At 66.8% G+C, this 26,230-nt stretch carries 21 protein-coding genes and 1 tRNA gene; 6 read left to right on the plus strand and 16 right to left on the minus strand.

The annotated features are described in order from the left end of the window. Positions 1-10 precede the first annotated feature (10 nt). The 12 genes from AABM56_RS20320 to iolC form a co-directional block, all read right to left on the minus strand. Positions 11-1,120: a Gfo/Idh/MocA family protein gene (locus AABM56_RS20320; protein WP_133861580.1), complete on the minus strand. Its 1,110-nt coding sequence runs from the start codon at positions 1,118-1,120 to the stop codon at positions 11-13. Positions 1,121-1,354: 234 nt separating this feature from the next. After that, positions 1,355-2,380 carry an ABC transporter permease gene (locus tag AABM56_RS20325; protein ID WP_133861581.1) on the minus strand — a complete coding sequence of 342 codons (1,026 nt, stop codon included), beginning with the start codon at positions 2,378-2,380 and terminating at the stop codon, positions 1,355-1,357. A gap of 59 nt (positions 2,381-2,439) precedes the next feature. Then, entirely contained in the window at positions 2,440-3,993 is a 1,554-nt protein-coding gene (locus AABM56_RS20330) for a sugar ABC transporter ATP-binding protein (RefSeq protein WP_133861582.1), read from the minus strand. A 439-nt stretch (positions 3,994-4,432) separates the two neighbouring features. Next, positions 4,433-5,359, minus strand: coding sequence for a sugar ABC transporter substrate-binding protein (locus tag AABM56_RS20335; RefSeq protein ID WP_133861583.1), 927 nt, complete (start codon positions 5,357-5,359; stop codon positions 4,433-4,435). Between the two features lie 129 nt (positions 5,360-5,488). Then, the gene (locus AABM56_RS20340; protein ID WP_166655915.1) at positions 5,489-5,659 is read right to left on the minus strand and encodes a hypothetical protein; all 171 of its coding nucleotides are present in this window, start codon (positions 5,657-5,659) and stop codon (positions 5,489-5,491) included. 111 nt (positions 5,660-5,770) lie between these two features. After that, the gene (locus AABM56_RS20345) at positions 5,771-6,865 is read right to left on the minus strand and encodes a Gfo/Idh/MocA family protein (RefSeq protein ID WP_133861584.1); all 1,095 of its coding nucleotides are present in this window, start codon (positions 6,863-6,865) and stop codon (positions 5,771-5,773) included. A 42-nt stretch (positions 6,866-6,907) separates the two neighbouring features. Further along, positions 6,908-7,918 carry a Gfo/Idh/MocA family protein gene (locus tag AABM56_RS20350; protein WP_133861585.1) on the minus strand — a complete coding sequence of 337 codons (1,011 nt, stop codon included), beginning with the start codon at positions 7,916-7,918 and terminating at the stop codon, positions 6,908-6,910. A 43-nt stretch (positions 7,919-7,961) separates the two neighbouring features. Beyond that, on the minus strand, positions 7,962-9,899 hold the full coding sequence (gene iolD, locus AABM56_RS20355; RefSeq protein WP_133861586.1) for a 3D-(3,5/4)-trihydroxycyclohexane-1,2-dione acylhydrolase (decyclizing): 1,938 nt from the start codon (positions 9,897-9,899) through the stop codon (positions 7,962-7,964). Between the two features lie 13 nt (positions 9,900-9,912). Further along, positions 9,913-11,412, minus strand: coding sequence for a CoA-acylating methylmalonate-semialdehyde dehydrogenase (locus tag AABM56_RS20360; RefSeq protein ID WP_347883666.1), 1,500 nt, complete (start codon positions 11,410-11,412; stop codon positions 9,913-9,915). A 51-nt stretch (positions 11,413-11,463) separates the two neighbouring features. Then, positions 11,464-12,279 (minus strand): 5-deoxy-glucuronate isomerase, encoded by an 816-nt coding sequence (gene iolB / locus AABM56_RS20365; protein WP_133861588.1) that lies wholly within the window; start codon positions 12,277-12,279, stop codon positions 11,464-11,466. 11 nt (positions 12,280-12,290) lie between these two features. Continuing rightward, positions 12,291-13,187 (minus strand): myo-inosose-2 dehydratase, encoded by an 897-nt coding sequence (gene iolE, locus AABM56_RS20370; protein WP_133861589.1) that lies wholly within the window; start codon positions 13,185-13,187, stop codon positions 12,291-12,293. 25 nt (positions 13,188-13,212) lie between these two features. Continuing rightward, entirely contained in the window at positions 13,213-15,150 is a 1,938-nt protein-coding gene (iolC, locus tag AABM56_RS20375) for a 5-dehydro-2-deoxygluconokinase (protein WP_133861590.1), read from the minus strand. Between the two features lie 230 nt (positions 15,151-15,380). Here iolC and AABM56_RS20380 point away from each other — a divergent pair, with 230 nt between their 5' ends. Both AABM56_RS20380 and AABM56_RS20385 read left to right on the plus strand, forming a co-directional pair. Continuing rightward, positions 15,381-16,295: a MurR/RpiR family transcriptional regulator gene (locus tag AABM56_RS20380; protein ID WP_133861591.1), complete on the plus strand. Its 915-nt coding sequence runs from the start codon at positions 15,381-15,383 to the stop codon at positions 16,293-16,295. 109 nt (positions 16,296-16,404) lie between these two features. Further along, a tRNA-Met gene (locus AABM56_RS20385) sits at positions 16,405-16,481 on the plus strand. A gap of 435 nt (positions 16,482-16,916) precedes the next feature. Here the strand turns inward: AABM56_RS20385 and otsA are convergent. Then, positions 16,917-18,368 (minus strand): alpha,alpha-trehalose-phosphate synthase (UDP-forming), encoded by a 1,452-nt coding sequence (gene otsA / locus AABM56_RS20390; RefSeq protein WP_133861592.1) that lies wholly within the window; start codon positions 18,366-18,368, stop codon positions 16,917-16,919. Between the two features lies 1 nt (position 18,369). Next, positions 18,370-19,128, minus strand: coding sequence for a trehalose-phosphatase (gene otsB / locus AABM56_RS20395; RefSeq protein ID WP_133861593.1), 759 nt, complete (start codon positions 19,126-19,128; stop codon positions 18,370-18,372). 127 nt (positions 19,129-19,255) lie between these two features. Between otsB and AABM56_RS20400 the strand changes: the two genes are divergently transcribed. Continuing rightward, a complete protein-coding gene (locus AABM56_RS20400; protein WP_133861594.1) occupies positions 19,256-19,789 on the plus strand; it encodes a hypothetical protein in 534 nt (177 codons plus the stop codon). Between the two features lie 13 nt (positions 19,790-19,802). Here the strand turns inward: AABM56_RS20400 and rimI are convergent, their stop codons facing one another. Next, positions 19,803-20,255: a ribosomal protein S18-alanine N-acetyltransferase gene (gene rimI, locus AABM56_RS20405; RefSeq protein ID WP_133861595.1), complete on the minus strand. Its 453-nt coding sequence runs from the start codon at positions 20,253-20,255 to the stop codon at positions 19,803-19,805. Continuing rightward, positions 20,252-21,082, minus strand: a complete 831-nt coding sequence (locus tag AABM56_RS20410; protein WP_133861596.1) for an energy transducer TonB — start codon at positions 21,080-21,082, stop codon at positions 20,252-20,254. Before AABM56_RS20410 ends, rimI begins: the two co-directional genes overlap by 4 nt. A 171-nt stretch (positions 21,083-21,253) precedes the next feature. Here AABM56_RS20410 and mksB point away from each other — a divergent pair, with 171 nt between their 5' ends. Genes mksB through mksF form a run of 3 tightly spaced genes read left to right on the plus strand, consistent with a single transcriptional unit; the run spans position 21,254 to position 25,981 of the window. Beyond that, positions 21,254-22,516 (plus strand): Mks condensin complex protein MksB, encoded by a 1,263-nt coding sequence (mksB, locus tag AABM56_RS20415; RefSeq protein ID WP_133861597.1) that lies wholly within the window; start codon positions 21,254-21,256, stop codon positions 22,514-22,516. Continuing rightward, positions 22,506-23,183, plus strand: a complete 678-nt coding sequence (gene mksE, locus AABM56_RS20420; RefSeq protein WP_347883667.1) for an Mks condensin complex protein MksE — start codon at positions 22,506-22,508, stop codon at positions 23,181-23,183. Before mksB ends, mksE begins: the two co-directional genes overlap by 11 nt. Further along, complete coding sequence (mksF, locus tag AABM56_RS20425) at positions 23,180-25,981, plus strand: Mks condensin complex protein MksF (RefSeq protein ID WP_347883668.1); 2,802 nt, start codon at positions 23,180-23,182, stop codon at positions 25,979-25,981. Before mksE ends, mksF begins: the two co-directional genes overlap by 4 nt. The last annotated feature ends 249 nt before the right edge of the window (positions 25,982-26,230 follow it).

The raw sequence follows: 26,230 nt of genomic DNA on the forward strand, positions 1-26,230 counted from the left end.
CTACCCCAGACTAGAGCCTGACCCAGCGCTCCTCCTGGGCCGATTGCCGCGCGGCCTGGGCCAGGCGCTCCACTTCCCAGGCTTCCTGGAAGTCGACACCGGTGTGCCCGGGGTTGCCGCCCAGCGCTTCCAGCAGCGAGCGGACCTCCAGGGTCTTGAGTTCGTTGTAGCCGAGCTGGTGGCCGGGGGCCGGGCAGAAGGCGGCGTAGTCCGGCAGGTGCGGACCGGCCAGCAGGGTACGGAAACCGGCCAGGCCCGGACGGTCGCCGACCTGGTAGAGGCGCAGTTCGTTGAGCCGCTCCTGGTCGAAGCTGAGGGTGCCGCGGGTGCCGCAGACCTCGAAGGCCAGGCGATTCTTGCGCCCGTGCTTGAGCCAGCTGGTGGTCAGAGTGCCGCGGGCGCCACTGGCGAAACGCAGCAGCAGATGGGCCTGGTCGTCGATCTCAACCGTCCGGGTGCCGCCCTGGTGGGGCCGCTGGCCATGGGCGGTGTGCAGATCGGCGCAGAGCGCCGCCACCGGGCCGAGCAGGAAGCGCGCCAGCGACAGGATATGGCTGCCCAGATCGGCCAGGGCGCCGCCAGCCTGGCGGGTCTCGCAGCGCCAGGTGAAGGGCCCCTGGGGATCGCCCATGAAGTCTTCACTGAATTCGCCGCTGAAGCTGACGATCTCGCCCAGTTCGCCGCTGTCGATTAGCTCACGCGCCTGCCTGAGCATGGGATTCTGCAGGTAGTTGTAGCCGACCCGGTTGACCACCCCGGCCTGGCGCGCGGCGTCGCGCATTTGCGTCGCCTCCTCCAGGCTCACCGCCAGGGGCTTTTCGCAGTAGACCGCCTTGCCCGCCGCCAGGGCGGCCAGGGCCATGGGCGCGTGCAGCAGATTGGGCGTGGTGATGGCCACCAGCTCGACCTGGGGATCGGCGATCAGGCTTTCCCAATCGCAGCTGCGGGTGAAGCCCCAGGCGTCGGCGCAGCGAGCGGCGCGCTCCGGATCGGCGTCGGCCAGGGCCACCAGCCGCGGGCGGACCGGGAGCGCGAAGCTGCTCGCCGCGTGATGGAAGGCCTGGGCATGGGCATGACCCATGAAGCCGGTGCCGATCAGACCGATGCCGATGTCGCGCATGTCGTTCTCCGTGAGGGGTGTAGAAAGACCCGGCCGGCCAAGCCAGTAGCCGACCGGGTGAAAGGGATGGCTTTGGAGTGGGGGCGCCCTCACCCCAGCCCTCTCCCAGGGAGAGAGGGGGAAAAACGGTCAGGTGCTGGCTCGGCCCCTCACCCCGGCCCTCTCCCAGCGGGAGAGGGGAAAGCAATCGGGTGCTGGCTCGCCCTCTCCCAGGGAGAGGGGAAGGCGCCAGCCCTAGCGCTTGGCCTTGCGCTTGTTGCGGTACTGGTCGATGACCACGGCGACCACGATGATCAGGCCCTTGATGATGTCCTGGACGTAGGCGTCCACCCCGAGGAAGGTGAAGCCGCTGGCCATGGTGCCGAGGATCAGGGCGCCGATCACGGTGCCGGTGATGCGCCCTACCCCGCCCGCCAGGCTGGTACCGCCGATCACCGCCGCAGCGATGGCGTCCAGTTCGTAGGACATGCCCATGCCCGCCTGGCCGGTGGCGGCGCGGGCCGAGGCCACGACCCCGGCCAAGCCCGCCAACAGGCCGGCGATGCTGTAGACGATGATCAGGTGCTTCTTGACGTTGATGCCGGAGATGCGCGCGGCCTGCATGTTGCCGCCGATGGCATAGGTGTACTTGCCGTACTTGGTGTAGCGCAGGGCGATGTGGAAGATCACCGCCACCACCAGGAAGATGATCACCGGCATGGCCCCGGCGCCGATGGCGGTGTAGTTGTCGGACAGCATGCTGATCGGCTGGCCTTCGGTGTAGTAGCGCGCCAGGCCGCGGGCCGAGACCATCATGCCGAGGGTGGCGATGAAGGGCGGGATGCCGGTGACGGCGATGATGCTGCCGTTGATGGCGCCGGCCAGCAGCCCCACCCCGAGGCCGGCCATGACCGGCACCCAGACCGGCAGGTCGGTCAGCGAGGGAAACACCGCCCGGCCGAAGTCCGAGCCCTGGGCCAGACTCGCCGCCACCATGGCCGACAGTGCCAGCACCGAACCCGAGGAGAGGTCGATGCCGGTGGTGATGATCACCTGGGTCACGGCGATGGCCAGCAGGCCGATGATCGAGACCTGCAGGATCATCAGCACCAGGCGCTGGGAATTCATCAGGAAGCTCTGGTCACGCAGGACCCAGCCGAAGGCCTCGAAGGCCAGGCCGATGCCCAGCAGCACCAGCAGGATGCCCAGTTCGGTGGGAATGCGGCGCCGCGGGCGCGCGCTGGGTAGCTCGGCGGTTTTCTTGTCCAGGAGGGCACTCATCTTGTTCTACCTCTTGTATGCCGGGAGCGATGGGCGCAGCCCACCGCGCGAAGGATGCGCTAGTGCAGTACGGGATTGCCCGAGGCCAGGTGCATGACCCGCTCCTGGGTCGCTTCGCCGCGATCGAGAAAGCCGGTGACGGTGCCTTCGTGCATCACCATCACCCGGTCACTCATGCCCAGGACCTCGGGCAGTTCGGAAGAAATCATGATCACCGCCAGGCCCTCGGCGGCCAGCTTGGCGATCAACCGGTAGATCTCGGCCTTGGCGCCGACGTCGATGCCGCGGGTGGGCTCGTCGAGGATGAGGATGCGCGGCCGGGTCATCAGCCAGCGGGCGATCAGCGCCTTCTGCTGGTTGCCGCCGGAGAGATTGGCGATGCACTGGTCCAGCGAGGGGGTCTTCACCCGCAGTTGCTGGCGCATCTCCTCGCAGAGCTGGTCGAGGCGCTGCTGTTGCACGAAGCCGCCGCTGGCGAAACCATTCAGCACCGCCACCTCCATGTTTTCACCCACCGACAGGCAGGAAAAGATGCCGGTGTCCTTGCGGTCTTCGGTGAGCAGCGCCAGGCCTTTCTGGATCGCCAGATGAGGATCGCTCATCCGTACCGGCCGGCCGTCGATGCGGATCTCGCCCGCCGTGGCCGGGGTCACGCCGAACAGCGTCTCGGCGACATTGGTGCGCCCCGAGCCCATCAGTCCGGCGATGCCCAGCACCTCGCCGGCGCGCAGGTCGAAGGAGACGCCGGAGAACACCCCGTCCAGGCCCAGGTCGCGCACCGACAGCAGTACCTCGTCGCGCGGCGCGGTGCGCTCCGGGAACAGCTGGGTCAGTTCGCGCCCCACCATCATGGCGATCAGGCCGTCACCGTTCATACTGTCGGCGCGCTGCAGGCCGATGTACTGGCCGTCGCGGAATACCGCGACCTCGTCGGCGATCTGGAACACCTCGTCCATCTTGTGGGTGATGTAGACGATGCCCTTACCCTGGGCCTTGAGGTCGGCGATGATGGAAAACAGATGCGCCACCTCGGTCTCGGTGATGGCCGAGGTGGGTTCGTCCATGATCAGCACATCGCTGTCGTAGGACACCGCCTTGGCGATCTCCACCATCTGCCGCCCGGCGATGGACAGGCTGCCCACGCTGTCTTCCGGGTCCAGGGCGATGCGCAGCCGGTCCAGCAGCGCCTGGGTCTGGCGACGCATCTTGCCGTGGTCCACCAGGTGCAGGGCATTGAGCGGTTCGCGACCCAGCCAGATGTTCTCGGCGATGGTCATGAAGGGCATCAGGTTGAGTTCCTGGTGAATCATGGCGATCCCCGACTGCAGTGCCTGCAGCGGCGTCTCGAAGCGCACCGGCACCCCGCGTAGCCGTACCTCGCCAGCGTCGGGCTGGTAGATGCCGGCGATGATCTTCATCAGTGTCGACTTGCCCGCGCCGTTCTCGCCCATCAGCGCCAGCACGGTGCCGGGACGCACCCGCAGCTGCACGTGGGACAGCGCCTTGACGCCGGGAAACTCCTTGGTGACGTCGACGATTTCCAGCAGGTATTCGCCGGGCGCGGCCGTGGCCGCGGTGGCGGGAGCGACGGCAGGGGTGGCGGAACTGAGCATGATCACGATCTCCTCGCGGGCGCCGACCAGGCGGCGCGGGTCGCTGGTCAGTAGAGGGCGCTGGGCGAAGGGCTGGCCATGACGGCGCGGGCCAGGTGCAGGCAGGTACCTGGCGGACAGGCGATCGGAGACCTATGCAGGGACAGAGAGCGGGATGGCATGACGGCACCTTTTATTCTTGTTGAAGGGTGCGTTCGCCGGGGCGAAGCACCGCTGTACGTCTTGGCTTGCCCTCGACTCTATTGGAAAATAAATTCCAGTCAATATCTTTTTGGAATTTTTAGGTGATAATCATCGAGGGTCCGCAACCCGCCCGGCGCCGCTGGCAAGGCCCCAGATAGACAAACGGGCGGTCCGTTGCCGGACTGCCCGTTTGCTCTGGAAAGCCGTTCTGGCGCGGCGCCCCGCCCTCGTTCCAGGACGGCGCAGGCGCCTCAGGTCATTTGGTCATGGCCTGGAATTCGGCGACGTTCTCCGGGGTGATCAGGCGGAAGGGAATCAGCACGTTCTGCTCGCCGGGGGTCTTGTTGATCATCTTCAGCGCCGCATCGAGGGCGCCTTCCGCCTGGCCCTTGGCGTCCTGGAACACCGAGACCGTCACCAGGCCGCGCTTGATCGCGGCCAGGCCGTCGGGCGTACCGTCGACGCCGGTGACCAGCACGTCCTTCTTGCCGGCCTGGCGCAGGGCCATGGCCGCGCCGATGGCCATCTCGTCGTTGTTGGCGAAGATGGCGTTGAGCTCCTTGCCGGCCAGCAACCAGTTGCTGGTCAGGTCCATGGACTTGTCGCGCTGCCAGGCCGCGGTCTGCTCCTCGACGATCTTGATGCCCGGATACTTGGCCAGGACTTCCTTCACCCCGGCGGTGCGATTGTGGGTGGAGTTGTTGGCCAGATCACCCAGCAGGATGGCCACCTGGCCCTTGCCGCCGAGCTTGTCCGCCACGTACTGCGCCTGCAGGCGGCCGGCTTCCTTGTCGTCGGAAGTCACCGCGACCACGCCCGCCGGCAGGGTGGGCTCGTCGGGGCGGCGGTTGATGTAGACGATGGGCACGCCGGCCTTGGTGGCGGCCTCGGTCAGGGTCCGGGTCGCGGCGGTGTCCACCGGATTGACGATGACCGCATCGACCTTCTGGCTGATGAAGCTCTGCACCTGGGTGAGCTGCTTGACCACGTCGTTGCGGGCGTCCTCGAACTGCAGCTGCACGCCGTCGGTCTTGGCCTTCTTGGTCATGTATTCGCGGACATAGGTGAGGTAGTTGTCGTCGAACGACGACATGGTCACCCCGACCTTGAGGTCCGCCAGGGCCGCACTGCTGCCCAGCAGCAGCGACAGCGCCAGGGTGGCAAAGCGAGTTTTTTTCTGCATGGTTCAGGCTCCATTCGTGGGGTGACGATCAGCGAGGGGATCAGACGGGCGCAACGGCCAGGCGCACCTCGGGCGCCGCGCGGTCTTGAACCGGGCGGAGCCTGGGCGAACGCTGGAAAGACGCGGGAATCAGTGCGGGCGGTAGAACACCGCGGCGCCGGGCGAGGCGCAGAGCACGGCGCCGCTGCGCTCGTGGCAGAACAGCCGGCCGAGCAGGGCGAGCAGTCGGGAGGGGCGCTGCACCTTGAGGCGGTGCACGGTGGCGAGGGCGAGACGGAAGGAATGCGTGGAGTGGTTCATGTGACGGCACCTATTATTGTTGTCGGGGCGCGCGGCCCTGGTGACTCGTTTCTGCAACTGCTCTCGACTCTATTGGAAATTTAATTCCACAACAAGAGAGAAATAGAAATTTCATTCGACCTGTACGAATGACCGCAGCGCTCGCCCCTGGGCACCTGCCCGCGACCGCTCCGCCGCCTCTTCGAGGCCCTCTACCACCAGGCTTTCCCCCGTACGGGCACTCTGCCGCGCCGCCGCCAGGATCGCCTGGCAGGCCAGTGTTTCCTGCGGCGTGACCGGCAAGGGCGCGCCCTGGGTGAGGGCTGCCAGCCAGCCTTGGTAGAACAGATCCCAGCGGCCCCGTTCGCTCGGTACCCGTGAGCGCTCGTCGCCCACGCTCAGCCAGCCCCAGCGCTGATGCTCCTCGGCGCCCCAGCTGGCCTTTTCGCTGTGCGGGGTACGCCCCCGGCGCAAGGCCGCGGCCTGGCCATCCAGGCCATCGACGCTATAGACGCCCCGCTCGCCGACCACCCGCAGCCGCTGCGGACAGTTCTGCAGACCGCTGCCCGAGAGGTGCGAGACCACCCCCGAGCGATGGCGCAGGGACAGAAAGAATTCCCGCTCTCGCGCGGGATCGCCACGGGGAAATTGCGCCTCGGCATAGACCCGTTCGACCGGCCCGAACAGTAGCAGCGCCTGGTCCACCAGATGGCTGCCCAGTTCGAGGAGCAGGCCAGCCTCGGTGCCCAGGCCCGCCGCGGCCAGGTCGGTCAGTTGCAGGCGCGACTCGAAGAGGCGTACCCGGCCCAGGCGCTTTTCGCGCAGCAGTCGAGCCAGGGTGAGCAGGTCCGAATCCCAGCGGCGCAGCTGCTGGACGCAGAGCGGGACGCCGCGCCGTTCGGCCAGCGCCACCAGGTCCTCGGCCTCTGCCAGGGTGCTCGCCAGCGGCGCCGCGCAGACCACCGGCAGGTCCCGCCGCAACGCTTCCCGCACCTGCGCCGGACGTTCGCCGAGAGGCGTGGCGATCACCAGGCTGTCCACCCCGGCGGCGATCAGCCCGGCCAGGTCGGGATGGCCGGTAACGCCGGGATACGCCTTGGTCAACTCGGCATGCTGCGCCGGCGAGACTGTCACCACACCCACCAGTTGGACGCCCGGGGTGCTGGCGATCAGCGGCGCCTGCAGCAGGCGTCCGAGGCCGTCGTAGCCGACCAGTCCGATTCTCACGGCCGAGGCCTCCCGTGCAGGCAACACATCCCCGCGAGCGACCTAGGCGTAGAAAGCCGGTCGGCTGGGCAGGGTCACCGGCTCGATGGCGCCGCTGTCCTGGGCCTTGATGCAGGCGTCGGCGGTGACCGCGGCGATGTAGCCGTCCCAGGACGACGGCCCGGTCAGCTGGCCGGCGGCGAGGTCGTCGATGAAGGCCTGCAGTTCCACGTCGTAGGCGGCGATGAATCTGTCCTTCCAGTCCATGAGGATCTCGTTGGACAGCCGCGCCTCGCTGCGCAGCTGCACCGAGGTCGGCTCCGGCAGGCGGGCGATGCCGCGCTCGCCGACGATCTCGCACTGGATGTCGTAGCCGTACTGGCAATTGACGAAGACCTCGACGTCGATGCGCACGCCCTTGGCCGTTTCCAGCAGCACCACCTGGGGATCGCGCAGGTGCTCGCGCGCCGCCGGCGCCTTGCGCGGAAAGACCACCTGGGCGGACACGTAATGATCGTCCAGCAGCCAGGCCAGCACGTTGATCTCGTGGATCAGGGTGTCGGTGATGGCCATGTCGGTGCTGTAGTGCTCGCTCACCGTGGGATTGCGGTGGGCCGCATGGATCATCAGCGGCGCGCCGATGCGATCGGCGTCGACCACCGCCTTGAGCTGGCGATAGCCGGCATCGTAGGGCCGCATGAAGCCCACCTGCACCAGGCGCTTGCCGTGGGCCTGCTCGGCTTCGACGATGCGCCGGCAGCCCTCAGCGGTGGTCGCCAGGGGCTTTTCGCAGAACACCGGCTTGCCGGCGGCGATGGCGGCCAGCACGTACTCCTCGTGGGTCGGCCCCCAGGAGGCGACCAGCACCGCCTGAACGTCCGCCGCGGCGATCAGGGCATGGCCGTCGGCGTAGACCTCCGCGGTGATGCCCAACTCCTGGACCACCCGGGCGGCCTGGTCGGCGTTGATGTCGGTCACCGCCACCACGCGACTGCCCAGCAGGGTGTGGCTCAGGCGGCGGATGTGTTCGCGGCCGATGGCGCCGGTCCCGATGACACCGATGTTCAAGGTCATGACGTCTTTCTCCGATTTGGATTTGTTGTGGAGTGAGCGGCGCTCAGTATTGGCGGGCCTGGGCGGCGTTTTCCCTGAGCACCCGGGCGACGGCGGCGATCTTTTCGCTGGTGGAGACCTCGGCGCCGCCGACCCGCCACCAGGACAGGTAGCCGTGCAGCATGGTCTTGGGCAGCACCTTGATGTCGATCAGGGTGGAAACCGTCTGCCGACGGGCATCGGCCAGGGCCGCTTCCAGCTCTTCCAGGGTGCGTACGCTATAGGTCTTGCAGCCGTAGGCGGCGGCGCTCATGGCGAAGTCCATCGGCACGAAGTCGCCGTCGAGCTTGCCGGTCTCCGGATTGCGATAGCGGAATTCGGTGCCGAAGCTGCCCATGCCGTGGCCGACCTGCAGGTTGTTGATGCAACCGAAGGTCATGTTGTCGAGCAGCACCACGTTGATCTTGCGCCGCTCCTGGATGGAGGTGGCCAGCTCCGAGTGCAGCATCTGGTAGGAACCGTCCCCCACCAGCGCATAGACCTCGCGCTCCGGTTCGGCCAGCTTCACGCCGAGGGCGGCGTTGATCTCGTAGCCCATGCAGGAATAGCCATATTCCAGGTGGTAGGTGTTGACGCCCTTGCTCTGCCAGGCGCGCTGCAGGTCACCCGGCAGGCTGCCGGCGGCGGCGACGATGATGGCGTCGTCGTCCAGCTGTTCGTTGAGGCGGCCGAGCACCTGGCTCTGGGTCAGGGACGAACCGGTCAGGCGGACGAATTCCTCCAGCACCGCGCGCGGCAGGTCGTCGTCGATCTCCGGTACGAAGTCGGCGCCGGTGTAGCCGACCGCGTAGACCCGCTCCACCTCCTGGCGATAGCGCTCACGCGCCTCCCCCACCTGGCCGCCCCAGCCGGCGCGGTAGTCGGTAGCCCCTAGCGCCTCGGTCAGGGCGTCGAGGGCTTCGCGGGCATCGGCCACCACGGCCAGGCCATCGAGCTTGCCGGCGTCGAAGGCGGCCACGTTGAGATTGAGGAATTCCACCTCGGGATGCTGGTAGAGCCACTTCGAGGAGGTGGTGAAATCGGTGTAGCGGGTGCCGACGCCGATGATCAGATCCGCTTCCCTGGCCAGCAGGTTGGCGGCCAGGCAGCCGGTCTCGCCGATGCCGCCGACATTGAGTTCGTGGCTGGAGACGATGGCGCTCTTGCCGGCCTGGGTCTCGGCGAAGGGGATCTCGAAGCGCTCGGCGAAGCGCTGCAGGGCCGCGGCGGCGCCGGAATACTTCACCCCGCCGCCACAGATCAGCAGCGGCTTGCGCTTGCGCCTGAGCAGCTGCACCGCCTCCGCGATGGCGGCGACCACCGGCGGCCGGCGATCCAGGCGGTGCACCCGCTTGGCGAAGAAGTAGTCGGGGTAGTCGTAGGCCTCGCCCTGGACATCCTGGGGCAGCGCCAGGGTCACGGCGCCGGTCTCGGCCGGATCGGTCAGCACGCGCATGGCGTTGATCGCCGCGCTCATCAGCTGCTCGGGGCGGTTGATGCGATCCCAGTACTTGCTCACCGCGCGGAAGGCATCGTTGGTGCTGATCGACAGGTCGTGGAATTGCTCGATCTGCTGCAGCACCGGATCGGGCTGGCGACTGGCATAGACGTCGCCGGGCAACAGCAGCAGCGGGATGCGGTTGGCGGTGGCGGTGGCCGCGGCGGTCAGCATGTTGGCCGCGCCCGGCCCCACCGAGGAGGTGCAGGCGTAGATCTGCCGACGCAGCTTCTGCTTGGCGAAACCCGTGGCGGCATGAGCCATGCCCTGCTCGTTGCGCCCCTGGTGCACCACCAGCTCACCGGCCTCCTGCTCCAGCGCCTGGCCCAGACCGAGCACGTTGCCGTGGCCGAAGATGGTGAAGACGCCGGCGACGAATCTGGTCTCGACGCCATCGACGCTGAGGTACTGGTTGTCGAGAAATTTCACCAGGGCCTGGGCCATGGTCAGACGTTGGGTGCTCATGGCTTCTCCCCGGTCACTTGGCGGTGGGCATGCTGAATTCGGCGCCCTTGGCGATGCTGTCGGGCCAGCGCTGCATCACGCTCTTGTAGCGGGTGTAGAAGCGCAGGCCTTCCTCGCCATAGGCGTGGTGATCGCCGAACAGGGATCTCTTCCAGCCACCGAAGGAATGCCAGGCCATGGGCACCGGGATGGGCACGTTGATGCCGACCATGCCTACCTTGATGGTGCGGGCGAAGGCGCGGGCGATGCCGCCGTCACGGGTGAAGCAGGAGACGCCGTTGCCGAATTCGTGGGCGTTGATCAGTTCCACCGCGCTGGCGAAGTCCGGCACCCGCACGATGCCCAGCACCGGGCCGAAAATCTCTTCCCGGTAGATGGTCATCTCCGGGGTCACGCCATCGAACAGGGTGGCGCCGACGAAGAAGCCGTGCTCGGCGCCGGGCACCTTGAAGTTGCGGCCGTCGACCAGCAGCCTGGCGCCCTCCTCCACCCCTTTCGTGATGTAGCCCTCGACCTTGGCCTTGTGCTGGCCGGTCACCAGCGGTCCCATGTCGGCATCGGCTTCCACGCCGTTGCGCACCCGCAGGGCATCGATGCGCGGCAGCAGTTTCTCGATCAGGGCATCACCCACCTCGCCCACCGCCACGGCAATGGAGATGGCCATGCAACGCTCGCCGGCCGAACCGAAGCCGGCGCCGATCAGGGCATCGGCGGCCTGGTCCAGGTCGGCGTCGGGCATCACGATCATGTGGTTCTTGGCACCGCCCAGGGCCTGGACGCGCTTGCCGCGGCGGGTGCCTTCCTGGTGGATGTATTCGGCGATGGGGGTGGAGCCGACAAAGGAGATGGCCTCCACGTCCGGGTGCTGCAACAACGCATCCACCGCCACCTTGTCACCCTGGACCACGTTGAACACGCCATCGGGCAAGCCGGCCTGCTTGAGCAGCTCGGCCAGCAGCAGGCTGGCGGAGGGATCGCGCTCGGAGGGCTTGAGGATGAAGGTGTTGCCGGTGGCCAGCGCCATGGGAATCATCCACAGCGGCACCATCACCGGGAAGTTGAAGGGGGTGATGCCGGCGCACACGCCCAGCGGCTGGCGCAGGTTCCAGTTGTCGATGCCGCCGCCGATGTTGTCGCTGTAGCTGGTCTTGGCCAGGTGTGGCGCGCCGCAGGCGAATTCCACCACCTCGATGCCGCGCGTCACCTCGCCCATGGCGTCGGACAGCACCTTGCCGTGCTCGCGGGTGATCAGCGCCGCCAGTTCCCGGTGGTGCTGGTCGAGCAGCTCCTTGAAGCGGAACAGGATGCGCGCCCGGCGCAGCGCCGATTGCTCGGACCACTCGGGAAAGGACGCCTTGGCCGCCGCCACCGCCTGGTCCACGGTCTGCGCCGTGGCCTGGGCGACCCGCCCCTGGACCACGCCCTCGGCCGGGTTGAAGACGTCGCTGAAACGCTCGGCCTGGGTCGAGACCGCGCCGTTGATGTAGTGCCCGATGACGGGGGTGTCGCTCATGTCCTGAATCCTCGTGTCCTGGGGTCGCCGCCACGGCGAATGCGAAAGGGGTTAGCGGGTCAGCAGCCACTCGTGCTGCGGATCGTTGTGGAATTTCCAGACGCGCCGGGGGCCGGCCATCACGTTGAGGTAATAGGACTCGTAGCCATAGGGCACGCTGACCGGGTGATAGCCGCGCGGCACCAGCACCACGTCGTGGTCTTCCACCGCCATGGCCTGGTCCAGGTCGCGCTCGTCGGTGTAGACGCGCTGGAAGACGAAGCCCTGGCCCGGATCGATGCGGTGGTAGTAGGACTCCTCCAGCAGACTCTCCGCCGGCAGGTTGTCGCGGTCATGGCGATGGGGTGGATAGCTGGAGGAATGCCCGGACGGGGTGCGCACCTCCACCACCAGCAGCGAATGGGCCGCCGCCGTGTCCGGCAGGATGTCGCAGACATAGCGGGTATTGGCACCCTTGCCACGGGTGGATCGCTGCATGCTCGCCGGCTCGATCAGCCGCGGTGGCAGCCGGTCCGCCACCAGCGGATTGCCGGGCGAGGTGCAGATGGCGATTTCGGCGGTGCTGTCGGCGGTCACCCGCGCCTCGCTGCCGGGCGGCAGGTAGGCGGCATAGGGCGAGACGTCTTCGAAGACGCTCTGGCGACCGGCCAGCCCACGCCAGGCGAAGGCGCCCAGCTGCGGATGCCCGCCCTCGATACTGGCGCCGCCGCTGAGCAGCACGACGCAGACCTCCAGATCGCCCGCCAGCACCGGCAGGGACTCCCCCGGTTGCAGGCGATGGGCGGCGAAGCCGACATAGTCCAGGGCGCCGGCCGGGACGCTGACGATGTCGCGGGCGCTACGGTCGGCTTTGACGAGCAGATTCATCGGATTCCTCCTCAGGCAGTGGCCTGCGCCACCAGCTGGCGCAGATGGTCGTAGCCCTTCTTGGCGTATTCGTAGGCCGGCGCCACGGCCGGGTCCTGCTCGGCTTCCACCACCAGCCAGCCTGAGTAGCCGGCAGCCACCAGCACCTTGAGCAGCGCCGAGAAATCGATGTCGCCGTCACCCGGCACGGTGAAGGTGCCGTTGAGGATGCAGTCCGGAAAGCTCCACTGGTGGTTGCGCGCCAGCTGCACCACGGCCTTGCGCACGTCCTTGAAGTGCACGTGGCAGACCCGGTCGATATGTTGCTGCAGCACGCTCAGGGGATCGCCACCGCCCATGTAGCAATGGCCGGCATCGAACAGCAGGCCGACGTCCGGAGAGGTCAGCGCCATCAGCCGGGCGATGTCCTCGGGCGCTTCCACATAGGCGCCCATGTGGTGGTGATAGGCCAGGCGCAGACCCTGGCTCAGGGTGAAGGCGGCCAGGCGATCGAGCTTCTCGGCATAGGCCTGCCAGGCGGCGTCGCTGTGGAAGCGCGGTCGCTCGATCAGCGGCCGGCGCTGCCCCTGGATGGAGCCGGCCACCTCGCCGTAGACCAGCACCTTGGCACCGTTCTTGGCCAGCAGCCGGCAATGCGGACGGATCGCCTCGATCTCGGCCTCGACATCCCGGTGCGCCAGGCCACTGGAATACCAGCCGGACACCAGCTCCAGGTCATGCTGGCCGAGGACCTCGCCCAGCGCCTTGGGCTCGCTGGGAAACTTGCCGCCCAGCTCGAAGCCCTGGAAGCCGATTTCCTTGCCCTCGCGCAGGATGGTCGCAAGCGGGGTGTCGCCGCCCAGGGCCGGCAGGTCGTCGTTGGCCCAGGAGATAGGGTTGATGCCGATCTTGAGTTGTTGTGCGGTCATGTCGGAGCTGCTCGTCAGGAGGCGATCAGGCGCGGGCGTCGCGCCAGGCCTGGATCAGGAATTCGAAGTTGCTGCGGATCTGCGCGACCAGCGCACGGTCGTCGATCTCGCCGGCCAGCCAGGCCCGACTCGGCTGGGCGAAGATGGTCCGGCCCACGGCGAAGCCCTGGCAGCGCTGGCTGGCGCTGGCCTGACGAAAGCCTTCGGCCAACTCTTCGGCCGGGGCGTTGAGGCCCAGCACCACCACGCCCTGGCAATGGGGATCGCGTTCGGCGATCAACTGGTCGAGTTGCTGCCAGACGGCGACCGGCTGCGCCTCGATCTTCCACCACTCGGGATAGATGCCCAGGTTGTACAGTCGCTTGATGGCGCGATAGAGCACGTCCGGCCGGCTGGAGGCATGGTTCTTCGGTGGGATGACCTCCAGCAGGAGTTCATGACCGCTGGCCTGGGCCGCTTCATACAGCCCCTTGAGCTGAGCCTCCTGCTCCAGCCGCAGCAGCGGCTCGTCATCGGGGTGGAATTGCACCAGGCACTTGATGATCTGCTCGCTCGGCCAGCTCAGCAGGGTGCTGCCCACCGAGCGACCATGCTCGAAGGCCAGCGGCCGTGAGTTCTGCAGCTCCACCGGCCGGGCGATCCACCAGCCGCGGCCGCTGGCGGCATTCAGAGCGTCCTGGCCGAAGCGCTCGTCGGCCAGCAACCCGACGTCGGCGGCCACACCCTGACGCTGCAGGTCCTGCTCGACCTCGGCGATGGCCTGGACGAACAGCTGCTTGAGCGCCGGAATCCGCGCCGGGTCGGCGCCCACCTGCTGAGCGCTCTCCACCAGCTGGTAGCGGTGATCGAAGGCGAAGATGAACAGCGGCTGCCACTGGCGGCGCCGCGTACTGACCCGGTGCAGCCGGGTGAGCACGGGATCGAGGTCGGGCCGGGTGATGGGCACCGGACTGTGGTTGAGGTAATCCAGCTCGGCCAGGGTCGGCATGGCCGGGGCGCAGCCATGGCGCGACACCACCAGCCCGCCGCAGGCATTGGCCAGCCGGCAGCATTCGGCATCATCGCCGCCGGTCAGCCAGCCGCGTAGGAAGCCGGACATGAAGGCATCGCCCGCACCCAGCACATTGAGCACCTCGACGCGAATGCCGCGATGGATCTCGCCTTCCTCGAGACGTGCCGGAATGGCGCCATGGATCACCGTGCAGCCCTGGGCGCCAAGCTTGACCACCAGGGTCGCCGCGGTCACCTCGCGGACCCGGCGCAGGGCGGTGAGCAGGTCTTCGCTGCCCCCGGCGATCTGGAATTCCTCTTCGGTGCCCACCACCAGGTCGAAGCGCGGCAGGATGCGCTGCACATGGGCGCTGACCTCGGCACTGGCGATGAAGCGGGTCTCGCCATCGGCCTTGCCGGTCAGCCCCCAGAGCACCGGGCGGTAATCGATGTCCAGCACCCGCTTCACACCGTTGCGCTCGGCGTAGTCCAGGGCCCGGCTGCTGGCCTGGAACACCCCCTCGGTGGAGAAGTGGGTACCGGTGATCAACAGCGCCTTGGCACTGGCGATGAAGGCCTCGTCGATGTCGTCCGCGCCCAGCGCCATGTCGGCGCAATTCTCGCGATAGAACACCAGGGGAAAGGTCTCGCGATCCTTGATGCCCAGCAGCACCAGGGCGGTGAGGCGTTCGCGATCCACCTGGATGCCGCGGGTGTCGCAGCCTTCCTGCGCCAGCGTCCGGCTCAGGAAGCGGCCCATGTGGTCGTCGCCGACCCGGGTCAGCATCGCCGACTTCAGCCCCAGGCGCGCGGTGCCGAAGGCGATGTTGGCGGAGGATCCCCCCAGGTACTTGGCGAAGCTGCTGACGTCTTCCAGTGGCGCCCCGATCTGCTGCGCATAGAGGTCGACGCCCAGTCGCCCCAGGCAGATGACATCCAACTGGCGCCCGCTGGCGAAGAAATGATCACCCATGGGTGGCTCCTGCTTATTGTTATCGGCCAACCGCGCGGACCCGAGGGGCCGAACGTGTGAGTGAGCTCAGGCTAGAACGACGCCGCGGACAAATCAACAAATTTTCCACATGAGATTTTATGGAATTTAATTTCCATAAATGGCGTACACTGCGCCTGCCGTCCCACTTCGACGCCGCCCGGCGAATGGGTTAAGTTGCCGGCACAAGAATCCCTACCGCGAGATTGCCCATGTCCTCCGACTCCCCGGCCGACGACCCCCTCAGCAGCGCGCCGCTGGCCGATCCCCCCGGCAACGTCGAGCAGTTGCTGGCCTGCATCGCCCGTGACTACGAGGCCCTGCCACGCCAGCTGAAACGGGTGGCCGCCTATGTCAGCCAGCAGAGCGACAGGGTCATGGTCGATCGCATCAGCGACATCGCCGGGCAGTGCGAGGTGCATCCCTCGGCCATCGTGCGCTTCTCCCAGCGCTTCGGCTTCAAGGGCTTCAGCGAGATGCAGGCGCTGTTTCGCGAGGCCTACACCCACAAGACCACGCCGGTACAGAACTACCAGCAGCGCATCCGCAGCATGATCGCCAACAAGAGCCAGCGCGCCAGCAGCGGCGATCTGGCCCGCGAGTGCATCAACGCCACCCGTTCGGGGCTGGATCGACTGGCCGAAGAGCTGGACGACGCCGCCTTCGACAAGGCCGTCGACCTGCTGGTGAACGCCGAGAACATTTATGTGGTGGGGGTGCGCCGCTCCTTCGCCGTGGCCGACTACCTGGTCTACAACCTGCAGCACACCAACAAGCGCATCCACCTCATCACCGGTCTGGGCGGCGGCTATCGCGAGCAGATGCGCAGCATCGCCCAGGGCGATCTGCTGATCGCCATCAGCTTCAGCCCGTACGGCAAGGAAAGTCAGCAGTGCGTGCGCATCGCCCAGCACCACAAGGCCAAGACGCTGATCATCACCGACAGCAATCTCTCGCCCCTGGCCAAGCGCGCCGACGCCCTGCTGCTGGTCAACGAAGGCAGTGCCTTCGCCTTCCGCTCCCTGAGCGCCACCCTCTGCCTGTGCCAGGCGCTGTTCCTGGCCCTGGGCTATCGCCTGGAGCTGAAGATGGACGAGATCCAGCTGCCGCTGGACGAGGACGACTAGCCGAACCGGCCCCGGCGGGGCCGCGCAAACGCTTGATCGACAAACAGAAATTTCTTGAGCAGAAGGCTTGACAGCCACCGGCGCCTTGCCAATAATGCGCGCCTCGGATGGCTACGTAGCTCAGCTGGTTAGAGCATAGCATTCATAATGCTGGGGTCCGGGGTTCAAGTCCCTGCGTAGCCACCACCTATTTCCAAGGGTCAGCGTAAGCTGACCCTTTTTTATTGCCCACGAAAAAGCGCACCGCGGCACCGCTTTTAGTCCCCTCTCCCTCCGGGAGAGGGCTAGGGTGAGGGCCCCGCCCCGCTCTCCCCCCGGACAGCCTTCCCGCCCACGGAAAAGTCCAGCAAAAGCAGACCCAAGCCACAGCTAGCACCGCTCTTCGTCCCCTCTACCCTCGGGAGAGGGCTAGGGTGAGGGCCCCGCCCCACTCTCTCCCCCCGGACAGCCTTCCCGCCCCGGAAGAGTCCAGCAGAAGCAGACCCAAGCCACAACTAGCACCGCTCCTCGTCCCCTCTCCCCTCGGGAGAGGGCTAGGGTGAGGGCCCCTTCCCACCAAACCTCAGCCTCACCCCATGAAAAAGCCCGGCCTAAGCCGGGCTCAATCACCGCGCAACCCGCTTACAGGGCGACCTTCTGCTCGCTCTCCAGCTCTTCCACAGCAGCCGCGTCCTGGGTCTCGATGGACTGCACCAGCGCCTTGGAGCTGAAGGCCCGCAGATCGCGCAGGAAGTTGTCGCGCCAGGAGGCCAGATCCGCTTTGCGGATCACCCGCATCATGTCTTCGTAGCGCGATTTGCGCTCTTCCAGCGGCATGCGCAGCGCCCGGTCCAGCGCCTCGGCCATGCCGACATGGTCATAGGGATTCACGATCAACGCCGAATTGAGTTCGCGCGCCGCCCCGGCGAAGCGCGACAGCACCAGCACGCCCGGATTTTCCGGATCCTGGGCCGCCACGTATTCCTTGGCCACCAGGTTCATGCCATCGCGCAACGGCGTCACCAGGCCGACGTCGGAGGAGCGGAACAGCCCCATCACCGTGCGTCGGTCGTAGCTCTTGTTCAGGTAGCGGATCGGCGTCCAGTCCAGCTCGGAGAAATGGCCGTTGATATGGCCGGCATGGCTCTCTAGCTGACGCCGGATGTTCTGGTAGGAGACCACGTCCGCCCGGGACGAGGGCGCGATCTGCACGAACTGCACCGCCCGGTGATGCTCGGGGAAATGCTCCAGCAGTTTTTCGAACGCCTGGAAGCGCTCCACCAGCCCCTTGGAATAGTCGAGGCGGTCGACGCTGACGATGGTCTTGTAGGGCACGCCCTCGATGCTGCGCGAGATGAACTGGCGCCGCGTGCGATAGGATTCGGCCTGCTTCTGGATGACGTCCGGCATCACGCCGATGGGATAGACGCCGACCCGGAAGTTATGACCATAGGCGGTCAGGCTGCCGTCCTTCTCCAGCACGCCACGCACCTCGCGGGTGATGTAGTCCTGGAAAGCCAGTTGGTCGGTATCGGTCTGGAAGCCGATTAGGTCATAGAAGCACAGGGTCTTGAGCAATTCGTTATGCGGCGGGATGGCGGTGAGGATCTCCGGCGCCGGGAAGGGAATGTGCAGAAAGAACCCGATGCGGTTGCGAATGCCCAGCATGCGGCAGGCTTCGGCGAAGGGAATCAGGTGGTAGTCGTGCACCCAGATGATGTCATCGGGCTTGAGCAAGGGCTTCAGGCGCTCGGCCATGGCCATGTTGACGCGTCGATAGCCGTCGTACTCTTCACGGTTGTAACGCGCCAGGTCGATTCGATAATGGAAGATCGGCCAGAGGGTCGCGTTGGAGAAGCCGCGGTAGTAGTGGTCGTAGTCGCGCTTGGTCAGGCCGAAGGTCACATAGTCGATATTGTCCTTGGTCTGGGTCTTGGCCGGCCCGTTTTCCTTGACCGTATCGCCATTCCAGCCGAACCAGATGCCACCCGACTTGCGCAGGGCGTCCAGGACACCTACCGCCAGACCACCCGCGGTCGCCTTGCCTTCCTCGATCGGGGCCACCCGATTCGATACCACCACTAAACGGCTCATCCTAGTCTCCTTGCTTATAATGTGGCGCGAGGTCACGGCTCAGCTGCTGCAGCCAGAGGGCTACCGCTTCCACCGAAGGCAGGCGGGTCTTGGCGACCGTCTCCCCCTCCCCTACCTTGACGGTCAGACCGCCTCGCGCATTGACGACAGTGAACCCCTCTTCATCGGTGCGATCGTCACCGAGAAACACCGGCAGGCAGCCGGCAAAGGGTTCCAGTTCGAGAAAACGGGCGATGGCCTCGCCCTTGCTCGCCGCAGCGGGCTTGAGTTCGAAGACGCACTTGCCCGGCTGCAACTTGAATTCGGGATGGTCGGCGGCGATGCCTTCGGCCAGTTCGCGAACCAGGGCTTCCTTGTCCGGCGCCTGGCGATAATGCAGGGCGAAGGCCACGCTCTTGCGTTCGAGCAGCAGGTCCGGATGCGCCGCCAGTGCGGTCTCCAGACGCCGACCGACGTGCGCCAGCATCTCCGCATCCAGGCTCACCCGATGGATCTCGCCCTGGGGATCGCGCCACTCTGCGCCATGGACGCCAGCCGCTGGCAGCCGCAGCGGCGCCGTGAAGCCGTCGATCTCCGCCAGCGGCCGTCCGGAAACCACGGCGACGCCATGGTGGCGCGCCAGCTGTTCAAGGGCAGCGAGGGTTTCGGCGGGAATGAAAACCTGTTCCGGACGTGGCTGCAATTCTGCCAGGGTGCCATCCAGATCGAAAAAGAAGGCCAGCGGCTGGCCCGATGAGGTGAGGCTGTCGAGGTCGATCATGGAAGGTACGACTGCCGGGTCATCGTATGGTTCGTTCACATCTTCCGGGGGTGCCGAGGAATTCCCCTTGCCGGCGCGTAGTCGGATTCAGGGAGATGCTCTAGCAGCCCTGCCTTTGGAGACCACCATGAACAAGCCCGACATCACCAAGACCCCCGAAGAGATCGACGACATTCAGGACCGCATGGGCGACATGCGCGAACTCGACTTCAGCGATCGCAAGGACGAGCGCGGTGGTCGCATCGGCGACGAAATGGACGAGCGCGACTATGAAGGCCAGTTTCCCGAAGAGCGCGTGCGCCAGGCCGGCATGACCGGTGGTGAAACCCTGGATCATCAACCGACGATGGACGACGCCAGCCCCGAGACCCTGCTGGACGAGACGGGCGCGCGCTCGCCGACCGACTACGGCGATGCCTGGCCGAACGACAAGGAATTGAGCGTGGTCGAGGACAGCGACATCGGCGGCGGCTCCGGTCAGGACGAAGCCGAACTCGGTCGCAGCCATCCGCTGGATGGCGAGGCCTGGGACGGCGAGGCCGACGCCCCCAACGAAGCCGAGACCCAGCGAGAGGCCCGCTACGCTGATCTGGACGCCAACGACGAAGACCTCGCCGGCGACACCAGCCTGGATCTGGACGAAAAGCGCGCCGATCACTGAGGCCGCTGACGGCCTAGTCGAGCAGCGTACAGGCCATCACCAGCGCATCTTCCCGGCCGCCGACCGCGGGATAATAGTCCCGCCGGCGGCCGATCTCGTTGAAGCCATAGCGTTCGTACAGCCGATAGGCCGACTGATTGCTGGCGCGTACCTCCAGGAAACACTCGTTGGCCTTGGCCTTGCGCGCTTCCTGCAGCAGGTGTTCCAGCAGCCGCAGGCCGAGTCCCCGGCCCTGGCTTTCCGGCTTGATGGTGATATTGAGCAGATGGGCCTCGTCGAGAATGACGTTGATCACCCCGTGCCCCACCTGCTGCTCGCCGGCCGTCATCACCCAGCAGTCGTAGGACCTGAGCGCATCGGTGAAGATGCCGCGGGTCCAGGGATGGCTGAAGGCCTGATATTCGATCTTCAACACCGTGTTCAGATCGGCTTCGGTCATCCGCCGAAAGCTCACCGCATCGTTCATTGCTGTTCCATCCAGCGGCGCCGCAACGGGCGCATGGCTTGCCAGAGCGCGGCCTTGGCGGCCGGCTCTTCCATCAGGATATCCAGTCCCGGCACCAGCCAGGCCGGGCCCAGGGCGGTGTCCCGCTCCACCCCCGTGAGCTGCGCATCCTCGACCCCGCTGCAGCGTCGCGCGGCCACACCGATCAGCCAGAGTCCCAGGCCCTCGCCCAGGCGCTCCTGGTGCCCCGAGACGAAGCTCTGCACGAATTCAGCGGCCGCCGCCGGCCCCTGGTCGAGTTGACCGTTGTTGAGCAGTGGCCAGCGAATGGGCTCTTCACTGACGATCCGCGGCGTGTCCGGCAGGCCGGCAGCGCGCAGCAGATCCCGGAGCAGCAGGTAGGCCGGATCCCGCACCCCCAGGGTATCGCCGGTAGGCAACTCCAGCAGCAGCAGGCAGCGCCCGGCCTGCAACAACTGCAAGGCGAAACGGGGCGCCGGCTCCCGCGCTGGCGGCAGCGCACGCTCCGGTTCCGGCTCGGCCACGGGGGGCGCGGCCGGCTTCAACGCCGCGGGTCGCGGGATCTCGATGCGCGGCCGATTCGCCGGCGGTGCCTCGGCTACCGCAGCGGCCGGCGCGGCCTTGGCCACCGGCTCCGGGCGTACCACCCGAGCCACGACAGGCGCCGCTTCCGGCTCCTCGACCCACAGGGCTTCCGGGCGAGAAGGCGCGGCGAAGGGCAACACCGTGCGCGGCACCCAGACATCCAGCTGCAACGCCTGCAGATAGGCGCGACGACGCGCCTCGGCGGCAAGCGAGGGGCTGGTGGAAGGGGCGGGGTCGGACATGGGCGGATCCTAAGAGCCTGCGCTGTTACGCGGCGGGATTATGCGGGGCGGCATTGTCGCGCGGATCGCCGCGGATCGAAAGGCCGCCCTGCCCATCGGTCCCACCGGGGTCACATCGAAGGCTCTGGCGTCTGGAGTACAATGGCGCTTTTGTCTGGTGCGGTCCCCGCCATGATCGACCCCAAACGCGTCCTGCGTACCCTCGCCGAACACTGGCACCTCATCGACCCGCTGTGCGCCCACTTCGACAGCGGCACCCTGGGCCTGGCCGAGTTGCGTGCCCGTCTGGCCGAGCAGCTGCCCGAGCGCACGCCGGCCGACCTCACCGCCCTGCTCGACACCTGGATCCGCCTGGACATCCTGGTGCCGGTGGCCAAGAGTCCCAATCGGTTCGAGCTCAATGGCCAGATCCACGACTTCCTCGGCTATCTCAGGCGCGAACACCGGCTGGGCCTGTGCCTGGAGATCGAAGCCTACCTGCGCCACCTGGAACGTCTCGCCGGCCACATCCGCGAAGCCTTCGACAATCGCGACGGCCCCGACCTCGTCCGCCAGTTGCGTCTGCTCGACATGCGCGTGCGCGATGTCCTCAAGAAGCTGGCCAACGATGGCCATGCCCTGGAAGGCGTCGCCGAGCGCGCCAAGACCAGCGATCGCCAGATCCCCCTGCGCCAGCGTTATGCCGAGGTGCTGGCCACCTGGGATGAATACGTCGAGCCGATGATCCAGCTGGTGGCCGCCGACGGCGCCTTCGAGCGGGGTGTCCACCGCGTCGAGCAGGTGCTCCTGCACCTGCTGGGCGAACAGCAGCGCCTCGGCCACCTGGTCGACGACGACCTGTTGCTGCGCACCCAGGCGCGCATCCTGGAGATGCACAACGCCGCCCAACTGGCCCTGCGTCGTGCCCGCGAATTGCTGCTGCCACTGCGCGAGGAAGCGCGCCGGCACAATGCCGTGACCCGGGGCGCCGCCCTGGCCCTGGCCACCATCCGCCGCAAGGGCCTCGATGCCGTACCCCAGGCCGCCCTGCCGCTGTTCAGCCGGCCGCAGAGTGTCTTTCTCGGCACCACCGCCCAGGTGGAAAGCTATGTCTACGCCCTGGCCCGCTTCGAGCCCAAGCCGGCGCGCTTTCCCAGCCAGGCCAGTCGGCCGCGCGACAGCGAGCGCCCGGCGGCGCCCCGTACCGCCCGCGAGATGCTCGATCTCTGCCAGGACGCCCTGCCGCTGCCCGACCTCATGGCCTGGCTGCTGGAGCAGGAGCCGGCCGGCGATACCGACGAGCTGCTCTACTGGTTCTCGCGCCTGTCCCGCGATGCGCGCTTCCAGCGCCAGCGCCTGGACCGCCGCCACTACGACACCCTCGAACACCGCGTCAGCCTGTGCTCCTACGCCCTGACCGCCCGATCTCCCGCGAGCGACGCCCATGCAACTTGACCTCAATGAAATGACCCAGCTCGCGCCCATCTTCCGCGAGCTGTTCAAGGGCTATCACCTGTCCCGCAGCGAGCCCGAGAGCTATGCCCAGCTCAGCCAGCAGCAGGACCAGTACCGCGCGCTGTTCCGCGCCCTCGGCTTCGAACTGGTCTGCGATCCGCGCGGCTTCTACTACTTCGTCCCCGAGCAGATGGGCGCCCAGGTCAACAAGACCGCCCAGCGCCTGGCGCTGTTCACCTTCATCCTGGTCGAGCATCTGGCCGACCAGGGTCGCGATCCGCTGGCCGTGCTCGATGGCGGCACCCTGGGCCGCCACGAGTTGCCGGCGTTGCTGGACAAGTACCGCGACCTCTTCCTGCAGGCCGAGGTCACCACCCAGGAAGAGCTGGAGGAAAAGATCCTGCGCCGCCTGACCCAGCTCGGCTTCGCCCTGGACAGCAACGGCACCTACCGTTTCCTACCGCCCATGCACCGCTTTCTCGATGTCTGCCTGACCGTGCAACAGGATCGCGACCTGGCCGCCGGCATGCATGCCAGCGACCTGCCACTGCCGACGCCAACCCTCGCCAGCGACGAAGACGGCACCGCGCCGGAAGGCGCCGACGAGGATGACGAAGAGGCCGCCCTGGCCCGCGCCATCGCCGCAGAACGGGAGTTCGACCTATGATCCGCTACGGCATCAGCCGCTTCGCCCTGCTCAACACCGCCGGCTACAGCCTCGGTCTCTTTCCGCTGGAACAGCCGCTGTCGGTCTACGGGGCCAACAACCTGGGCAAGAGCGCCTCGATCAACGCCCTGCAATTCCCCATCCTGGCGCGGCTCTCCGACATGAGCTTCGGCAAGTACAGCAACGAGCAGTCGCGCAAGTTCTACTTCGCCACCGACACCAGCTACATCCTCATCGAGCTGCGCCTGGCCCACGGCCCCCACGTCATCGGCGTGGCCGGTCGCGGCCCGGGGGGCGGCTTCGGTCACCAGTTCTTCGCCTATGCCGGCGAACTGGACCTGGCCCACTACCAGCGCGACGGCGCCTGCCTGCGCCAGCGCGAGCTGTTCGCCAGCCTGGAGCGCGCCGGCCATAAGGCCTATGAGGTCAAGCCCGACGAATTGCGCCGGCTGCTGGTCGGCGGCCATACCAGCATCCCCCTGGACCTGACGCTGATTCCACTGCGATCCACCAGCGAACAGAGTCTCAAGACCTTCCGCGCCCTGTTCATCAACCTGCTGCACATGCGCGAGATCACCGCGGCCAAGCTCAAGCAGCTGTTTCTCGACGCCTTCGAGCACAGCCTGAGATCCGGCAGCGTCGACTACATCGCCGCCTGCGAGGAAGCCTTCCGCGATGTCCGCCGCATGGAGCAGGACTACCAGGCGCTGGTCGCCGCCGGCCCGCTGGTGGAAGCCCTGGCCAATGGCGTCGAACAGCGCGATCGCCTGAGGGGCAAGCTGCATCGCCTCTCGCCCTTGCTCGACAGCCTGCTCGGCAGCTGGCAGCACTATGCCCTCGACCGCCGCGACGAACTCCTGGCCCAGACCGAACACTATCGCCAGGAGCAGGATGGCCTGCAGCAGAGCCAGCGCGACGGCACCAGCGAACTGATGCGCCGCGAGCGCGAGATCAGCAGCCTGCAGCGCTGGCTCGCCGAGCTGGCCCAGCTCAAGCACCGCTTCGCCCTGGTGGACTCCACCGCCCCCCTCGAAGCCCAGCTGCTGGCCGCCAAGGACGCCCACGACGAACTCGCCGGCGCCCTGTCCCAGGCCAGTCAGTTCAGTAGCGAAGACCTCGACCAGCGCGTCCGCGAACTGGAACAGCGCCTCAAGGGGATTCGCCAGCAACTCGACCACGCCGACAACAACAGCTATGCCCGCCTGCGTGAAGAATTCAGCCAGGCCGACGTCGACCGCCTGATGCGGCTGTTCAACGGCCAGCTGTTCAGCCTGCCGCTCGGCCCCAGGGGGGTCGAACTGGCGGAAGACGGCATTTGGGTAAAGACCTTCGAAGGCATCCTGGCGCGTTTCCAGGGCGATCGCCTCGAATTGCAGGGCCTGTCCCTCGATCTCTCGGGGATAGAGCCACCCACCCTGCAGGCCCTGGCCGATCGCGCCGCGCTGCGTGACCAGAAGGACCGTCTGGAGCGCGAACTCAAGCAACTCAAGGCCCAGCAGGGCGTCAGCGTCGACCGCCAGGCCAGCAAGGCCCAGGCCGAGGTGCTCTACCAGCAGGTGCTGGATGCGCAGAAGGCCCTGGAAGATTTCCGTCGCTGCCAGACCCTCGGTGCCGAGGAAAACGAAAAGCTCGAACAGCTGGCCCAGTTGGAATCCGCTCAGGACGAACTGAGACGCGCCGGCGATGCCTTCACCGAGCGTGTCCAGCAACTATCCGCCAGGCTGCAACTGATTGGCCGCCAGCTCGCCGACCTGGAAGCCAGGGACCGTACCCTGGCCGACGCCCTGCGCCGCCGCCAGCTGCTGCCCACCGACCTGCCCCCGGGCACGCCCTTCATGGAAGCGGTGGACGATTCCCTGGAGAACCTGCTGCCGCTGCTCAACGACTACCAGGACAGCTGGCAGGCCCTGCAGCGTGCCGACACCCAGATCGAGGCGCTCTATGCCCAGGTCCGCCTCAAGGGCGTCGCCAAGTTCGACAACGAGGAAGATCCCGAGCGCCGCCTGCAGCTGCTGGTGAATGCCTATGCCCATCGCCAGGACGAAGCCCTGACCCTGGCCAAGGCCCGCCGCGCCGCCGTCACCGACATCGCCCGGACGCTGAGAAACATCCGCAGCGACTACGACAACCTCGAACACCAGCTGCAGCTGTTCAACCGCGAGATCAATCGCAAGCAGGTCTCCAACCTGGAGAGCTTCCGCATCGTCCTGGCGCCCAATAAGGAAGCGCTCAAGCACATCGACCAGATCATCCACAGCGCGGGTCAGTACGAGGAAGGCGAGACCCTCTCGGTCTTCGATCTCACCCAGGACAGCAGCCAGGACCAGAAGAACGAGGATGCTAAGGAATACCTGGCACGCCTGGTGGCCGCCAACGGCAACCAGCTCGGCCTGAAGGACCTCTTTGAGTTGGCCTTCGAGATCACCAAGCAGGGCGGCCAGCCGATTCTGCACACCGACATCGACGGCGCCGCCTCCAACGGCACCACCATGACCATCAAGGCACTCACCAACATGTACCTGTTGCTGCACCTGATGGACCGGGAGCAGGCCGCCAAGATCCGCCTGCCCTACTACCTGGACGAAGCCGCCGACATCGACGAACGCAACCAGCAGGCGCTGATCGAAACCAGTCAGCAACTGGGCTTCGTGCCCATCCTGGCCAGCGTCAAGCCCCAGGTCAGCGCCCAGGTCGCCATCGACCTCGAAGGCGGCAGCGGCCCCGGTGGCATCTACATCGACGAAGCCGATTGGAAATACATCGCCAAACGCGACCTGGCCCTGCCCGAACCGGCTTGAGCCCTCTCCAGAACGCAAAAAGCCCGGCCAATGCCGGGCTTTTTCCTGCTCGCGTAACGTTGTAGGTGGGTTGGGCTGAGCCTGGCGAAGCCCAACCTCCGGAAGCCCCCCTCACCGCCTCGCCGCCGTTCGCTTGATGCCTGCAGCAGACCTCATCGTTGGGCTTCGCTACGCTCAGCGCCAACCTACGATAATTCTGTGCTGCGCTTCCAACACAACAGCCCGGCGCAGCCGGGCTGTTGGGGCTCT

It is taken from the genome of Pseudomonas aestiva, assembly GCF_039908605.1.
GTDB classification, from domain to species: domain Bacteria; phylum Pseudomonadota; class Gammaproteobacteria; order Pseudomonadales; family Pseudomonadaceae; genus Chryseomonas; species Chryseomonas aestiva.

Excerpts from the sequence above, each read along its gene's own strand:
- AABM56_RS20320 (WP_133861580.1), bottom strand. The coding sequence starts at position 1,120 with ATGCGCGACATCGGCATCGGTCTGATCGGCACCGGCTTCATGGGTCAT.
- AABM56_RS20325 (WP_133861581.1), bottom strand. The coding sequence starts at position 2,380 with ATGAGTGCCCTCCTGGACAAGAAAACCGCCGAGCTACCCAGCGCGCGC.
- AABM56_RS20330 (WP_133861582.1), bottom strand. The coding sequence starts at position 3,993 with ATGCTCAGTTCCGCCACCCCTGCCGTCGCTCCCGCCACCGCGGCCACG.
- AABM56_RS20335 (WP_133861583.1), bottom strand. The coding sequence starts at position 5,359 with ATGCAGAAAAAAACTCGCTTTGCCACCCTGGCGCTGTCGCTGCTGCTG.
- AABM56_RS20340 (WP_166655915.1), bottom strand. The coding sequence starts at position 5,659 with ATGAACCACTCCACGCATTCCTTCCGTCTCGCCCTCGCCACCGTGCAC.
- AABM56_RS20350 (WP_133861585.1), bottom strand. The coding sequence starts at position 7,918 with ATGACCTTGAACATCGGTGTCATCGGGACCGGCGCCATCGGCCGCGAA.
- iolD (WP_133861586.1), bottom strand. The coding sequence starts at position 9,899 with ATGAGCACCCAACGTCTGACCATGGCCCAGGCCCTGGTGAAATTTCTC.
- AABM56_RS20360 (WP_347883666.1), bottom strand. The coding sequence starts at position 11,412 with ATGAGCGACACCCCCGTCATCGGGCACTACATCAACGGCGCGGTCTCG.
- iolB (WP_133861588.1), bottom strand. The coding sequence starts at position 12,279 with ATGAATCTGCTCGTCAAAGCCGACCGTAGCGCCCGCGACATCGTCAGC.
- iolE (WP_133861589.1), bottom strand. The coding sequence starts at position 13,187 with ATGACCGCACAACAACTCAAGATCGGCATCAACCCTATCTCCTGGGCC.
- iolC (WP_133861590.1), bottom strand. The coding sequence starts at position 15,150 with ATGGGTGATCATTTCTTCGCCAGCGGGCGCCAGTTGGATGTCATCTGC.
- AABM56_RS20380 (WP_133861591.1), top strand. The coding sequence starts at position 15,381 with ATGTCCTCCGACTCCCCGGCCGACGACCCCCTCAGCAGCGCGCCGCTG.
- otsA (WP_133861592.1), bottom strand. The coding sequence starts at position 18,368 with ATGAGCCGTTTAGTGGTGGTATCGAATCGGGTGGCCCCGATCGAGGAA.
- otsB (WP_133861593.1), bottom strand. The coding sequence starts at position 19,128 with ATGATCGACCTCGACAGCCTCACCTCATCGGGCCAGCCGCTGGCCTTC.
- AABM56_RS20400 (WP_133861594.1), top strand. The coding sequence starts at position 19,256 with ATGAACAAGCCCGACATCACCAAGACCCCCGAAGAGATCGACGACATT.
- rimI (WP_133861595.1), bottom strand. The coding sequence starts at position 20,255 with ATGAACGATGCGGTGAGCTTTCGGCGGATGACCGAAGCCGATCTGAAC.
- AABM56_RS20410 (WP_133861596.1), bottom strand. The coding sequence starts at position 21,082 with ATGTCCGACCCCGCCCCTTCCACCAGCCCCTCGCTTGCCGCCGAGGCG.
- mksB (WP_133861597.1), top strand. The coding sequence starts at position 21,254 with ATGATCGACCCCAAACGCGTCCTGCGTACCCTCGCCGAACACTGGCAC.
- mksE (WP_347883667.1), top strand. The coding sequence starts at position 22,506 with ATGCAACTTGACCTCAATGAAATGACCCAGCTCGCGCCCATCTTCCGC.
- mksF (WP_347883668.1), top strand. The coding sequence starts at position 23,180 with ATGATCCGCTACGGCATCAGCCGCTTCGCCCTGCTCAACACCGCCGGC.